Genomic DNA, 14,565 nt, shown 5'->3' on the forward strand with positions numbered 1-14,565 from the left:
CCGTAAGGAGGAGCGCTCTGGCACAAGTACGGTAAGTCGCACACTTACTGTATGAACCAGCGCACAGCCTTATAATTGCATAGAACCTTACCACAAAGTTTGTTTGCTAACAGGCTTAGTTAAAGTATGCCACTTTTAAATAAAAAAGTAAATGTCTGAGCATAAATTCAAAAAATTCATATGTCATTGCTGCAATTTGTAATATTACTTTCCAAACTTGTGGATCGTTTTGTATGGATTTAGCTTTGTGCAATTTTACTATACCTTAAGTTAATGACATTGGCCTGTGGGGGAGGTCGCCTGTGGGAATCGCGGCTTCTGACGCGTCCTGGAAAACTTCTGTGCCCCTTTCTGGCGGCTGGCCGTTTGCCTAGACTCTCTAAATAAAAACGACATCCGATTGAGAGGCACCGGCGGCATTCACCCCGCAATTCTGATGAATTGCGCGGCTCAGGCCGCCTTAAATGCTGCTTCGGAAGCAGCATTTAGCCTCCCAATCGGATGTCGTTTTTATTAAGAGAGTCTATGGCGCACTCTATGCCGCCAGAAAGGGGCACAGAAGTTTTCCGGGACGCGGCAGAAGCCGCGATCCCCACAGGCTGGGGGCCTCCTGGGTGGAACGTTCCGGGTGGGGGACGGGAGAGATGGATCGGGATGGCTGGGCAGGACATTTGGTGTCTATAAAGTGTATGGTGAAAGCCTGGTGTGTCTATAAGGAGAGGTTGAAAAAGACTTGGGAAGTGTGAAATGAGACGGAAAGAGATTAGGAGTGAGTTGGCAATACATATTGATAGAACACAAATGATAATGACACAAAATGAGAACAGTGACAGGTGAATACAGAATTAGTTACACGACCAATTATCCGTTATCAGCAGATACCGCGCAGCCAAAACAAATCCGCTGCACCCGTCCTGGCAGGCCCCTCCGGGGATGTGGGTTTTTACTTCCGTCTGGATGAACCAGCTGCAGGGGAGCGTGGCAGGGCTCTTTTGGATGCGTCTTTGCGGCATTACAGCTGCTTCATCAAAATGAAAGCCAACATATGAACTGTCCGCAGGACTTCCAGTCCTGCGGACAAGCCGACTCAAGCGGGAATGCATCCGGCATTCCCGTGTTTGTCGGCGGTGTTCATCATGTTGGCTTTCATTTTGATTAGCAGCTGTTATGCCGCAATTCCGTATCCAAAAGAGCCCTGCCACGCTCCCCTGCAGCGTCCCTCTAACGATCGATCTTACAGCCCTCCTTCCTGCATATGAGGATCTGCTGGAGGGTGAATTCGGGGAGGATGACGATTGTTTTACCGTCCCTGTACTCCGTTTCCAGGATTCTGGCCTCCGGGTAAACTAATTCTGCCTGTTTCACAGGTGCTTTTATTTCAACAGTTCCTCCGCTCAGCGGGTATGCGTCTCCGTGGAAACGTTTGGGGACCATGGAGATCTGGTGGATGATGTAGCTGTCTGCTGTTTCGAAGTATGCGGTTCTTATGGCCTCGGGCAGGTTTGTTTTGTTTTGGACTGCAGGAGTGATCGCTTCCATTTCCAGGAGATCCTGGAACAGCTCGTGTGGATATTGGTAGCTTTCCTGGGATGCCATTGTGAAAAAGTCGAATGCCATATAGTAAGTATGGCCTTTCTCTGTGTTGTGACGGAGAAGGGCTGGAATACCGGAGTCTTTACCCGGCGGTGGGCTCCACCAGTTCACCCAGTGCTCTGAGTCGCAGGCAACGCAGGGGAACACGAAGGTTAAGAGCGTTTCAGCCGATGCATCAGGGGCCGTTTCGATAAAGTGTTCGCTTACCGGCGGGGTGGTGCAGGAAAGCAGGCCTGCAAAGCTCTTGTCTCCGGTATTTTTCAGGTAGGCTGACCAGCGGTTTGCGGCATACTCGGTATGGATAGAGGCGCTGCCTGTTCCCAGCAGCCCGCTGATGGAGGATGCTTCGCGTTTTGTGGAATCTGCATTCCAGAGGCCGCTCTGGCCGGAGCTGATGAGAAGGCCGCCCTTTGCAACATACTCTTTCAGAAGCGTGGCGGTGTCGTTCTCTATGACGTATACTTCCGGTAAGAGAAGTACGTCATATTGCTCTAAAAGCGACGGGGTTAGTGTGCGCTCAGGCAGAACCATATAAGGTACTTTTGCATGTTCGCACAGCTGCATGGCACCCAGCACGGCATTCTGGTGCGGGTTGTGCCGCTTCATTCGAATGATGGCATCCGGATGTAACTCGGGCAGATTGACAGTCATAGAAAGATCGCTTTGCAGGATGCCGGCACATTTCACAGGGGTGCGGCCGGTCAGGTAGGGTTCCATTTTTTCGATTTCTGTAAATGCTTTGCCGAGTCGGCGGGCTTCTTCAAAGTCCAGAGTGCCGTCGATGTGTTGGGAGCCGCTGTACATGCCGACACGGCAGCCCTGAGCTGCGATGGAAGAAAGATCGCAGATGTATTCGTTCACGGAACTGTAGTTGTAAACCTGTGATGCCTCTCCCGGAACCAGAATTGGATACTGGCCAATGGCTGTGTCCCTGGCATAGGCGGATGAGAACCAGTTGTCTTTGAGCAGCGGCTCTGAAAACTGGTAATCCAGCATGTCGCGGATTTCCTGGGGATAATGGCAGGAAAAATTAATGGTAACAGCCAGTTCCGGGTCAATGGCCTTCACACGCCGTTTCAGTTCCTCCAGGAAATCTTTTGCATTGTGATTTAAGAACTGTACAATATCTGCTTTGTGGGCCAGAATATCGTCAGAAGTTTCCGGGAGCGGATAGTGGTAAATAGAAGCAAATTTATTGCGGCAGTTCTCGCAATAACAGAGAGAAGCCCCGAATATATCCAGAAACAGGGCATCCGGAGAGTAATTTCTTACGATCTCTTCCAATTGTGTCAGGCAGTACTCTCTGTAGCCGGTCTGATAACAGCAGAGACTCCATTTGGCAAATTCATCATCGCGTATTAATGGGGCGCCGTTCGGACGTCTTACACGCCATTCGGGAAATTTTCTGGCGGCGCCTTCATCATATTCAATACAATAATAGGCAACAAATTCAATGTCTTTTTCCTTTAAAAGAGTGCTGACTTCCCGGATCCAGTCTCCCTTAATTCCCTGATGCTGCTGTGCTCCGTCTGTTTCACTTGGATAATATGTAACGCCCCAGTGGTCTTTACAGTAGACCATGAGAGAATCAATATGAGCGGTCTCAAAAAAGTCCTCATATTCTTTAATATCCAGATGGTTAAGTATAACATCGGGGGGCTGGGGAGAATGATGGTCTATCAGGTAGCATCGCCTTGTGGCAGTGTATTTTTTACTCATCGCTGTGTAAGCAATATACAGTACAGAACTGTTTATCGCCTGCTCCTTTCTGAAATTTAGATAATAGCAGTGTTAAAAATAATAAGAAGTGAGAGCAGATAAGGGGAAGTATATTAAGCTAAGAATATAAAAATTAAACAAGGTTGTCAAGCGCATTTGCAAAGATATATGATAAAAAATCACCAAAATTGCAGGGTAAAAATTAGATAAAAAGTATAAAAACCACAAATTGATTGACAACTGTTTTGTGAGGTGTTAGTATAATTGCATAAGTGGTCAGACCGGAAATACCTCACACCAGTGACCGGGAGGGCCAGGTAAGGGAGAAGTGTTACAAAAAGGAAAAGGGTTCAGATCATCCGGTATTGTGATTTGAAAAAACAGGAAAAGGAGAGGAAAATATGAAAAAGAGATTATTGGCGGCAATTATGGCAGCGGTAATGGTAGGCGGACTGCTTGCAGGATGCGGTTCATCCGACAAGAAGGAAAAAACCGACTCCGACAGCGCGAAAAGCGGTTCAGAAGTGACACTGCGTTTTATCGATGTCAGCCCCAGCCCTCAGCGCCAGAAATATTATGAGGACGTATTTGCCAAGTTTAAAGAGGAGAAAGGCATCACTGTTAAATATGAGAGTGTTCCGTGGGATGATGCAGCGGATAAGCTGACTGTACTTGGAACCTCAGGACAGCTGCCGGACGTAATTACAACTCATCCGCTCTGGCTCGGACAGTTCACAGAGGCAGACTGGGTAATCCCCATTGATGATTATGTAAAAGAAAATGGCGACCAGTTCGTAGAAGCAGTTAGAAAGATTAACTGGGCACAGGAAGAAGAAAGATATGGCCACGTATATTCAGTTCCTGATGGATTTATGGTAAAAGGTATTTTCTATAGAAAAGACTGGGTAAAAGAGATTGGATATGAGATTCCGACAGGGGATGACTGGACATACGATGCATACTTTGACCTGATCAAGGCTCTGACAGATAAAGACCAGAAGCGTTACGGTAACTCATTCCGCGGTGCCAGAGGTGCATTTGATCCGCTGCTCGCTTATCTGCAGTCATATACAGGCGGTTATGTATACGATGAAGAAGGCAATTTCATCCTGAATACACCGGAATGTGTAAAAGCAGTAGAAAAATGGTGTGAGATCTATACAGATGGTTACGTACCGGAAGATTCTGTTAACTGGGGCTTTGTTGAGATGGTCGACAACTTTACAGGCGGCCTGACAGGTACGATCTCCAATGACTCAGAAGTAGCAATGGCATGTGAAGAGAAGATGGATCCGGAGCAGTGGGGCGTACTTCCGATGCCGGTATCTACCGTTGACGGAAAGATGATGAACACAGCAGGAAGCCCATACTCCTATACAATTGCAAAGACCTCCGAATATCCGGACGAAGCACTTGAACTGATTGACTTCCTGGTTAGACCTGACAACAATATCGAGTACTGTAAGATGGGCGGACTTATTCCGATCAAGAATGATGTCGGTGACGATGATACATACGGTGAAGATGGACCTTACGCAGTATTCTTAGACGAACTGAATGATCCGAACTTTACAGTACCGCCAATGTATGGACCTTTCAACTACACAGATCTGCATCAGGATATGTTCCATACTGAACTTCAGAAATATCTGCTGGGACAGCAGTCCGCAGAGGATGTGCTGACTCATATCGGAGATGAGCTTACGACCAGAATGAAACAATATCTGGCAGACAATGAAGGCTCTACGATTGAATCTCCGAAAACAATGCAGTAGACATTGGAAGGAAAACAGTTAATCGTATAGTGAGATAAGATTTAAAAGGGGGATTTAATGTGGAAACTTAAAAACATTAATCCCCCTGTTTTATCTTAAAACTATGCCGGGGTGTACTTGAACTGTGAACGAAAAAGGCTGTGCCTCGCAGCAGGAATACCGGGGCATACATGAAAACGAACCGACAAAGGAGAGTGATACCTGCATGAAAAAGAAAATGGAACCGTGGTTATTTTTACTTCCCGTACTTGTTATTTTGCTTCTGTTGTTTGGCTATCCGCTCATTAACAGTATTATTATGGCATTTCAGAATTATAAGCTGACGGCGCCGAATGATATCCAGTTTAACGGGCTTGCGAACTTCGCCAAACTGTTTGGTGATCCGGACAGCATGATGATTCTGAAGAATTCCTTTATATATGTCGTTGCATCTGTACTCGGACAGTTTCTGCTGGGTATGACGCTGGCACTGGCGTTGAAAAAGCAGTTCCGCGGCAGAGGAATCTATCAGTCTATCGTATTTCTTCCCTGGGCTTTTTCAGGATTTGTTGTCGGCCTGATCTTCCGCTGGTCATTCAACGGAGAATACGGTGTAGTCAATAACCTTCTTATGAAATTTGGCCTGATTGACAACAACATTGCCTGGCTGGGAACGCCTGGATTTTCATTGGCGGTTGTCATTATGGCCATGATATGGATGGGAATTCCTTTCTTTGCAATTATGATACTGGCAGCGCTGCAGTCAATCCCTTCAGATGTATATGAGGCGGCGGATGTGGATGGCTGCGGGACGATAAGGCAGTTTTTCCAGATCACGCTCCCATACATAAAACCAACACTGATTACAACAGTCCTGCTAAGGACGATCTGGATATTCAACTCGCTGGACCTGGTGGTCATCATCACCGACGGCGGACCCGCAAATACCTCACAGACGCTTCCTGCGTATATGTATTCCAAGGCGTTTGGATCCTATGACTTCGGATTTGCGGCGGCACTGGGTGTTATATTGATGCTGATTCTGGGAATATATGCGATGGTATTCCTTAAAGTTACCAAATACGATAAGGCAGGTGATTTTTAAATGAGCAGAAAAACAAAGAATGCAATTGGCGGTACCATACGTGTTTTGATTTTAATTTTCTTCTTTTTACTGGTTGTGCTGCCCATTTACTGGATCGTAGTTACCTCCTTTAAATCCAGCGGAGAGATTTTGGACCTGAATAATATTACCTATTTTCCTAAGGCATTTACATGGAAAAATTATACGGATCTGTTCGAACAGTTTAACTACGGGGTACTGCTGAAAAACAGTCTTCTGGTATCTGTGGCATCTGCACTGGTAGTTACCGTATTTTCCATGCTGGGCGGCTATTCACTGGCCCGTTACAAGTTCAAGGGAAAACAGGCGGTCATCCTCTTTTTCCTGGTGACACAGATGATTCCAGGGATCCTGGTAATTATCCCGTTATATATCATTTTCTCGAAAATGGGCCTGATCAATACTCATGTCGGATTGTTTATTTTCTATGTGACGGCGAACCTGCCGTTCTGTGTAATTACGATGCGGAGTTTCTTCGAACGGATTCCGATTACACTGGAAGAAGCAGCGAGGGTGGACGGATGTACAAAAATGCAGTCGCTGTTTAAGATTGTATTTCCAATCATGTTCCCGGGAATTGTATCCGTATTTGTATTCGGATTCATCGGCGCATGGAACGAACTGATTGCGGGATCAATCTTCATCAGTACTCCGGAAATGTGGACAATCCCGGTTGGCCTGAAGACCCTGATCGGAAAATACAATGTAGAATGGGGCCTTCTGATGGCCGGCGGTGTCATGGCTCTGCTGCCTACGGCGCTCATGTTTGCGGCAATGCAGAAATTTATCGTGGAAGGTATGACGGCCGGAGCCGTGAAAGAATAGGTGGAACCAATGAGAGAAGACAGATTGGCAGTAACACATCTGGGAGAAGACCAGAGGCAGTATATGAACGCGGTGGTTCCTCCGGTCTTCCTGAATTCTCTCCATGTATTTGACAGCATGGAATCCTTTGCGGCTCATGGGGAGAATGAGGCATATGTCTACGGCAGGGCGGCGAACCCGACGGTGCATATCCTGGAAGAAAAGGTGGCTGCGCTGGAACAGGGATGCATGGCGATTGCATTTTCCAGCGGAATGGCGGCGGCATCGGCGGCAATACTGGCCGTGTGCCGGGCAGGCAGCCATATCATCTGTATGCGTGATGTGTATCAGCCCGTGAAAAATATACTGAATCGATACTTCATACCGAAACTGGGCGTGACAGTATCTTACTGGGATGGAATGGATACAGACGTATTGGAGGCGATGATCCAGGAGAATACGGATATGATTCTGCTGGAAAGCCCCGCCACGTTTGTATTTACGGTCACGGACATTGCAAAAACGGCGGAAATTGCCAGGGCGCATGGGATTAAAACCTATATTGACAATACATTCTGTACACCGCTGTATCAGAAACCACTTACAATGGGAATCGACATCGTGATGCATACAATGTCAAAATATATCGGCGGCCACAGCGATATTATCGGAGGGATACTGGCCGTTAAAGACGAGGAACTTGGAAAATACCTGAAAGACACTGTCCGAGAACTTTTCGGCGGCATTCTTGGGCCGATGGAGGCCTGGCTGGCGATCCGGGGGCTGCGTACACTGCAGGTGCGGGCAAAAGAGCACCAGAAGACGGCTATGGCAGTGGCACACTATCTGGAAAATCATCCGAAAGTAGAAAAAGTATATTATACGGGACTGGAGTCACATCCTCAGGCAGAACTGATTAAAAAACAGCAGACAGGACATACCGGGCTGCTGAGCTTTGTGCTGAAAGATTCCCCGGAAAAAGCAGTGGAGGCGGTGAACCGTCTGAAGGTATTTGAGATTGGATGTTCCTGGGGCGGATTCGAGAGCCTGGCGCTGTGTCCTCTGATGCATTACAGTCGGGAGGAGCTGGAGTTTTTAAAGCTGAATGCCCATGACAGCGGCCTGATACGTATCCATTGCGGACTGGAAGGTGCAGATGTATTGATCGAGGACCTGGAACAGGCGCTGCAGGAGGTATAACGCGGAGAGGATGTCTGCGAAACAGGAGAGATAAAGTTTATGACAAACAGAGAGAGAGAACAGGCAACTTTGAATTTCGGGCAGTTAGAGGGACGAGGCTCTGTGGAGGAGACATTTTATCCATGGGATCTGACTGTCAGCCGGTTTTACGAAGAAGGTCTTCCGGAAGCACTTTGGAAAGGGCTTGTGCAGCAGGAAGAGGAAGCCTGTGAAAAGTATTTTAAAGTGAGTTTTGGAAAGCCGGTGCTGGATTATGAGTCTTATCTCGGGTTTGATCCGGTAAGGCGGGCGAAGTTTCTGCTTCCGCACGGCGGTGACTCCGGTATACGGATTTCATCCCAAAGCGAATGGGAAACAGTCCGGGAGAATGTCCAAAAAGAGGTGGCATGCTGGTTTACAGACGAAAATATCGAAAAAGTATATGGCAGCCTCCGTGAAGGCCATGAAAAAGGAGACTGCTCCGTACGTATGAATATTGAGGGGTTTTTCTGGATACCGAGGGAGCTGCTGGGAGTTGAGGAGCATCTGTATGCTTTCTATGATGAACCGGAACTGATTCACGATATCAACAGTTTTACTCTGGATATCTATGAAACATATCTCCCGAAGGTGCTGTCTGTAATACAGACGGATCTGATTTATATTCAGGAGGATCTGAGCGGAAAGAACGGGCCGATGATATCACCGGACTGTTTTAGAGAGTTTGTGGGAAATTATTACAGAAAATTGATTCCTTTGTTGAAAAAGTATGGCTGTGGAAATGTGTTTGTGGATACAGACGGAGACTTTATGAAGCTGATCCCCGAATTTGTGGATGCGGGTGTAGACGGATTCCTTCCGATGGACGTGAATGCAGGCATGGACATTGTGGCGGTACGGGATGAATTTCCAAAGCTGAAGTTTGCCGGCGGTTATAATAAGCTGCGGATTGCGGAAGGACCAGAGGCAATAGACAGGGAATTTGACAGAATTCTGCCGGTGATCAGGCAGGGCGGATATATACCGGGGGCCGACCATCAGGTGGCGCCTTCTACTCCGTTGGAATATTACAGATACTATATCAGCAGGCTGCAGGACGTAATGAAGCAGTCAGGGGCAGACCTGCGAAATGACTGAGACAGCCAGGAGGGTTAAGTAGTGAACAAAAAGGAGATTAGAGATCAGCTGTGCCATCCCCGCAGGGAAGCAAGAGGCCGGACAAGATGGTGGTGGTATGGCTGTGCAGTTGATAAAGAGGAAATTGTACGGGAATTAGATCTTATGCTGGATGCACAGATCGGCGGAGTGGAACTTCAGATTCTCTATCCCCTGCAGGCGGACAACGAGGAGAAGGGGATTCATAATTATGAATATCTGTCTCCTGGATTCTTCGATATGATAAGGTTTGCAGCGGATGAAGCAGCAAAGAGAGATATGCAGTTTGACCTGACCCTCGGTTCATCCTGGCCTTTTGGCGGTCCTTTCCTGCCCGAGGAGCTGAGCGGGCAGAGTGTCCTTCCCTTCAGTATCGATGTAGACGGTCCATGCACATTTTCCAAAGATCTGACTACTGTTATCTATGGGAAAGTGGTGGGGGCTGTACTTGGAAAGATGGAAGGCGCCCAGATGCTGCCGGAGACAATTGTGGATATTACGGATAAGATTGTGGATAAATATCTGTTCAACTGGCCGTGGGGGACAGAAATCTGCGAGATCCAAGTTCCCAAAGGGCTGCACAAGATCGTACTGTTTGTTTCCAGCGATAAAAAACAGCGGGTACTGAAACCCCTGCGCGGCGGTGACGGGCTGATCATTGACCACAACAGAAAGGAATCTCTGCGGGCATTTCTGGAATATGGCGGAGATCCCATCGTGGAGGCTGTAGGAGAAGGAAAAATACAGAACTTTTTCTGCGATTCAATCGAGGTGTTCGGGCATAACTGGACAGATATTCTGTACGAAGAATTTAAAACGAGGCGGGGGTACGAACTCAGACCGTATATCTATGCACTCTGGGGAGAAATCCGCGGCATGACGGAACAGGTGAGATATGATTTTCAGAAAACCATGGCAGAGCTGACGGTGGAGAACTTCTTCCATGAGCTGACAGACTGGTGCCACGAAAAAGGTGCTCTATCCAGAATCCAGGCACATGGAACCTGGGGGGATATACTGCAGGCCTACGGTGCGGCAGATATTCCGGAGGGAGAGACATTCTCAGCCTTTGACAGATACGAGGTAAACACGGTGCACAGAAAGCTGGCGGTTTCCGCGGGGCATGTATATCACAGGCCGGTTATATCCAATGAATCTTTCACATGGCTGCGTTTTCCACGCTTTGTGGCAACGCTGGAAAACATCAAGGCGGCGGCGGACAGTATTTTCCTGGACGGAATCAATCAGATTGTCAATCACGGATATGGCTACAGTAAGCCGGACGATGAGGAGATGCTGGCATTTTACGCATCTACCAATATCAACCACACGAATACATGGTGGAAATACTATAAAAAGATCAGTGTCTATATCAATCGTGTATGCGACTTTATGCAGCGTGGAGATGCCGTTGTTACAACGGCGATTTATCTTCCGCAGCATGATATCTGGGCGGAGACACCCCTTGCGGATACCCACATGTGTATGAAGCTGGATGAAAGGCTGGATGCGTCCTGTGTTGATGCGGTGCATAAGGCAGGATACTGGTTCGACTATGTGAATGATGATGTACTGGAAAATTGGAATACATATCCGTATGATACTTTGATTTTCATAGAATGTGACAGAATTCCTGCAAAAACGATGAGGAAGATCCGGGAATTTGCAGGAAAAGGCGGCAAAGTAATCGCGGCAGGACGTCTTCCGAAGAAATCCTGCGGGCGGCTTGGCTATGAGGAAGACACAGAAGAGATCCAAAAGATTGGAAATGAACTGCTAAGCTGCGGTAAAGCTGTCGTAACTGAGGACAAATACGGCTGCCTGATAGGTGAACTGCGAAGAACCAAGCAGCCTGATGTCAGGATAGGAATCCACCCGGATATGGTAGGATATGTACACCGCAAGACAAACACGGAAGATATTTATTTTGTGTCTAATGTTAATAAAATGGGATATGAAGAAACTATTGAATTTACAAATGTGCATGGTGGATTCTGCGTATTTGATCCAATGAACGGTGAAGAGAAAGCCGTGCGGTATACAGAGGAGCACGAATATAGCGTTGAGGTAAAAGTATATCTTGAGGCATATCAGTCCCTGATCTTTGTATTTGACAGAGAGATGGAGCAGCCGCTGGCGGAAACTGAGCAGGTGGAGAGTGAGATACTGGATATCTCCATAGGATGGAATTTGGAAATTCCCAAAAAAGATGTACAGAAAAGTTATGAACAACTGGAAAGCTGGGAACAGGTACCAAAGCTTATGTATTATTCGGGAAGCGGCAATTACAAAAAAAGGTTCCTGATTACAGAGGAGCAGTGGGAGAATCTGAATAAACAGGAAAAGATTCTTCTGCAGTTTGAGCATATCGGCGAGACCGCTGAGATCTATATAAACGGTAAACTTGCCGATACTCTGATCAAGCACCCTTATCAGGCGGATATCACCGGGTTCCTGCAGCAGGGAGAGAATAAAATAGAGATTCTGGTTACAAACCTGCTGATCAACAGGATGATTGATCCCCAATATCCTGAAATAGAGCTGAATAAGATTATTACGCAGTGGCCATACGCTACAGGCGGGCTGGAGCAGTGCAGAAAAGAAAGGCTCTTCAACTGGCGTGAAAGAGAGATGATAAAAGAACCACTTCCATCAGGACTCTGGGGAAAGATTGCAATTACGGGCCTGAAGCAAAAAAACAAAGTTTAGAATGTACTGCCTTAGAGCGTGTTTGAAAATTGCTTGTTGCAAGATGTTGTCCCAGTTTGCGGGGTATTTACTGCCAAATTCAGGAGGCGTAGTGGGCTACGTTGACTGGATTTGGCAGTAAATAGACCGTGAAGTGGGGCGGCATATTGCGGCAATGAATTTTCAAACACACTCTAGGGCAGATACAAAAAGGAGAGGTTGGTTATGGCAGAGCAGAATACAATGTGGGCACTGGTAAAGGAAAAACCGGAACCAGGGCTTTGGATGAGACGTGTAGAGATTCCGCCGGTCGGCAAAAATGAAGTAAAGATAAAAATCCTGAAGACTTCCATCTGCGGAACAGATGTACATATTTATAACTGGAATAAATGGGCACAGGAGACAATTCCGATCGGTTTGACAGCCGGTCATGAATATGTCGGAGAGATTGTTGAGACAGGTGAAAATGTAGAGGGGTTCTATGTTGGCGAAAAAGTTTCCGGAGAAGGCCACATTGTCTGCGGCAAATGCCGGAACTGCCTGGCGGGCCTTCCTCATCTCTGCAGGAATACACAGGGGGTTGGTGTAAACCGAAACGGGGCATTTGCAGAATATCTTGTAATACCCGCTACGAATGTATGGAAGTGTTCCCCTCAGATCAAGGAGGAACTGTACTCCTGTTTTGATCCCCTGGGAAATGCCGTGCATACCGCATTGTCTTTTAATGAAATCGGTGAGGATGTCCTGATCACAGGGGCGGGCCCCATCGGAATCATGGCTGCGGCGATCAGCAGACATGTTGGCGCGAGGTATATTGTTATCACGGATGTGAATGAATATCGTCTCGCGCTGGCACGTGAAATGGGGGTCACACGGGCGGTAAATATTGCGAAAGAGAGCCTGCAGGACGTGATGCTTGAACTGGGTATGAAAGAGGGATTTGACGTGGGGCTTGAAATGTCCGGAATTGAATCCGGTTTTAACGACATGGTGAACAATATGAAGAACGGCGGAAAGATCGCCCTGCTTGGACTGCAGAAATCCGATGCCCGGATTGACTGGAGCAAAGTGATCTTTAACGGATTGACGATCAAAGGTATTTACGGAAGGGAAATGTGGGAAACATGGTACAAGATGGATACCATGCTTCAGAGCGGACTGGACATAGAGCGCATTATTACCCACCGGTTTGATATCAAAGACTATGAAGAAGGATTTGCCGTTATGAACAGCGGAAATTCGGGGAAAGTAGTTTTAGATTGGACGTCATTACACTAGTGCATCGTAAATTAAAATTGGGAGGTAAACTGGTAATGAAAAAAGAGGATATTCTTAATTTTTATAAAAAAGAGGTAGACGATATAAAAGAAGCCGGCCTGTTCAAGGGAGAAAAACTGATCACCTCACCCCAGGGAGCAAAAGTAAAGCTGGAAGACGGCCGGGAGCTGCTGAATATGTGTGCCAACAATTATCTTGGTCTTGCCAACGACTCCAGTGTCATTGCTGCTGCTGTGAAATCCTATGGAGAAAGAGGGTACGGGCTTTCTTCAGTAAGATTTATCTGCGGTACACAGGATGTTCATAAAAAACTGGAAGCGGCTGTCAGCAGGTTCTTCGGGACAGAGGATACGATACTGTATTCTTCCTGCTTTGACGCCAACGGCGGCCTGTTTGAAACGATACTGACAGCGGATGATGCAGTGATCAGTGATGAACTGAACCATGCGAGTATTATTGATGGCGTGCGCCTGTGCAAGGCAAAACGTTTTCGTTATAAAAATAATGACATGGATGATCTGCGGGAACAGCTGAAAGCGGCGGATGCAGCGGGGGCCAGAATAAAACTGATTGCTACAGACGGCGTATTTTCCATGGATGGTATTATTGCGGATCTTAAGAGTATCTGTGATCTGGCTGATGAATATCAGGCGCTTGTCATGGTGGATGACAGCCATTCGGCTGGTTTTGTAGGCAGGACAGGACGCGGCACTGCAGAACACTGTGGTGTGGAAGGCAGAGTGGATATTATAACAGGAACGCTTGGAAAGGCTCTGGGCGGAGCATCCGGCGGATATACAACCGGCAGAAGAGAAATCATAGACCTTCTGCGCCAGCGCAGCCGTCCTTATCTCTTTTCCAATACGCTTGCACCGGCGATTGCCAGGGCCAGCCTGGAGGTGTTCAGAATACTGGAGAGCGATACCTCGCTTCGGGATCACCTGGAGGAGACGACGGCTTATTATAGAAAACAAATGACAGAGGCGGGATTTGATATTATTGAGAGTACACATCCGATCGTGCCGGTGATGCTTTATGATGAAAAACTGGCGGGGGAGATGGCGGCAAAGATGATGGACAAAGGGGTCTATGTCGTGGCATTTTCCTATCCTGTGGTTCCTAAGGGAAGAGCACGGATCAGGACGCAGGTCAGTGCGGGGCACACGAAAGAAGATATCGACTATATCGTGAAGTGCTTCAAGGAGGTACGGGATGAGGTGGAGGGGGGACGCTAAGTAAAAGGTGAGACTGGTTCCCCGGCAGGGAACCAGT

General features: G+C 47.3%; 9 protein-coding genes. 8 read left to right on the top strand and 1 reads right to left on the bottom strand.

The annotated features are described in order from the left end of the window. Positions 1-1,221: 1,221 nt before the first annotated feature. The gene (locus tag HMPREF0240_RS05035) at positions 1,222-3,312 is read right to left on the bottom strand and encodes an alpha-amylase family protein (RefSeq protein ID WP_009002362.1); all 2,091 of its coding nucleotides are present in this window, start codon (positions 3,310-3,312) and stop codon (positions 1,222-1,224) included. Between the two features lie 401 nt (positions 3,313-3,713). Here HMPREF0240_RS05035 and HMPREF0240_RS05040 point away from each other — a divergent pair, with 401 nt between their 5' ends. The 8 genes from HMPREF0240_RS05040 to HMPREF0240_RS05075 all read left to right on the top strand — a co-directional run bounded on the left by HMPREF0240_RS05040 (position 3,714) and on the right by HMPREF0240_RS05075 (position 14,528). Beyond that, complete coding sequence (locus HMPREF0240_RS05040) at positions 3,714-5,087, top strand: sugar ABC transporter substrate-binding protein (RefSeq protein ID WP_047776682.1); 1,374 nt, start codon at positions 3,714-3,716, stop codon at positions 5,085-5,087. A gap of 205 nt (positions 5,088-5,292) precedes the next feature. Continuing rightward, positions 5,293-6,171 carry a sugar ABC transporter permease gene (locus HMPREF0240_RS05045; RefSeq protein WP_009002364.1) on the top strand — a complete coding sequence of 293 codons (879 nt, stop codon included), beginning with the start codon at positions 5,293-5,295 and terminating at the stop codon, positions 6,169-6,171. Continuing rightward, positions 6,172-7,014, top strand: a complete 843-nt coding sequence (locus HMPREF0240_RS05050; RefSeq protein ID WP_009002365.1) for an ABC transporter permease subunit — start codon at positions 6,172-6,174, stop codon at positions 7,012-7,014. Between the two features lie 9 nt (positions 7,015-7,023). Next, the gene (locus HMPREF0240_RS05055; RefSeq protein ID WP_035312401.1) at positions 7,024-8,193 is read left to right on the top strand and encodes a PLP-dependent aspartate aminotransferase family protein; all 1,170 of its coding nucleotides are present in this window, start codon (positions 7,024-7,026) and stop codon (positions 8,191-8,193) included. Positions 8,194-8,232: 39 nt separating this feature from the next. Beyond that, positions 8,233-9,309, top strand: coding sequence for a uroporphyrinogen decarboxylase family protein (locus HMPREF0240_RS05060; protein WP_009002367.1), 1,077 nt, complete (start codon positions 8,233-8,235; stop codon positions 9,307-9,309). Positions 9,310-9,330: 21 nt separating this feature from the next. Continuing rightward, positions 9,331-12,036, top strand: coding sequence for a glycosyl hydrolase (locus HMPREF0240_RS05065; protein WP_148486285.1), 2,706 nt, complete (start codon positions 9,331-9,333; stop codon positions 12,034-12,036). Between the two features lie 222 nt (positions 12,037-12,258). Further along, a complete protein-coding gene (tdh, locus tag HMPREF0240_RS05070; protein ID WP_198137770.1) occupies positions 12,259-13,293 on the top strand; it encodes an L-threonine 3-dehydrogenase in 1,035 nt (344 codons plus the stop codon). 35 nt (positions 13,294-13,328) lie between these two features. Continuing rightward, positions 13,329-14,528, top strand: coding sequence for a glycine C-acetyltransferase (locus tag HMPREF0240_RS05075; protein ID WP_009002370.1), 1,200 nt, complete (start codon positions 13,329-13,331; stop codon positions 14,526-14,528). Positions 14,529-14,565: the final 37 nt, after the last annotated feature.

This window comes from Clostridium sp. D5 (genome assembly GCF_000190355.1).
GTDB classification, from domain to species: domain Bacteria; phylum Bacillota; class Clostridia; order Lachnospirales; family Lachnospiraceae; genus Faecalicatena; species Faecalicatena fissicatena_A.

Excerpts from the sequence above, each read along its gene's own strand:
- HMPREF0240_RS05035 (WP_009002362.1), bottom strand. The coding sequence starts at position 3,312 with ATGAGTAAAAAATACACTGCCACAAGGCGATGCTACCTGATAGACCAT.
- HMPREF0240_RS05055 (WP_035312401.1), top strand. The coding sequence starts at position 7,024 with ATGAGAGAAGACAGATTGGCAGTAACACATCTGGGAGAAGACCAGAGG.
- HMPREF0240_RS05045 (WP_009002364.1), top strand. The coding sequence starts at position 5,293 with ATGAAAAAGAAAATGGAACCGTGGTTATTTTTACTTCCCGTACTTGTT.
- HMPREF0240_RS05075 (WP_009002370.1), top strand. The coding sequence starts at position 13,329 with ATGAAAAAAGAGGATATTCTTAATTTTTATAAAAAAGAGGTAGACGAT.
- HMPREF0240_RS05040 (WP_047776682.1), top strand. The coding sequence starts at position 3,714 with ATGAAAAAGAGATTATTGGCGGCAATTATGGCAGCGGTAATGGTAGGC.
- tdh (WP_198137770.1), top strand. The coding sequence starts at position 12,259 with ATGTGGGCACTGGTAAAGGAAAAACCGGAACCAGGGCTTTGGATGAGA.
- HMPREF0240_RS05050 (WP_009002365.1), top strand. The coding sequence starts at position 6,172 with ATGAGCAGAAAAACAAAGAATGCAATTGGCGGTACCATACGTGTTTTG.
- HMPREF0240_RS05060 (WP_009002367.1), top strand. The coding sequence starts at position 8,233 with ATGACAAACAGAGAGAGAGAACAGGCAACTTTGAATTTCGGGCAGTTA.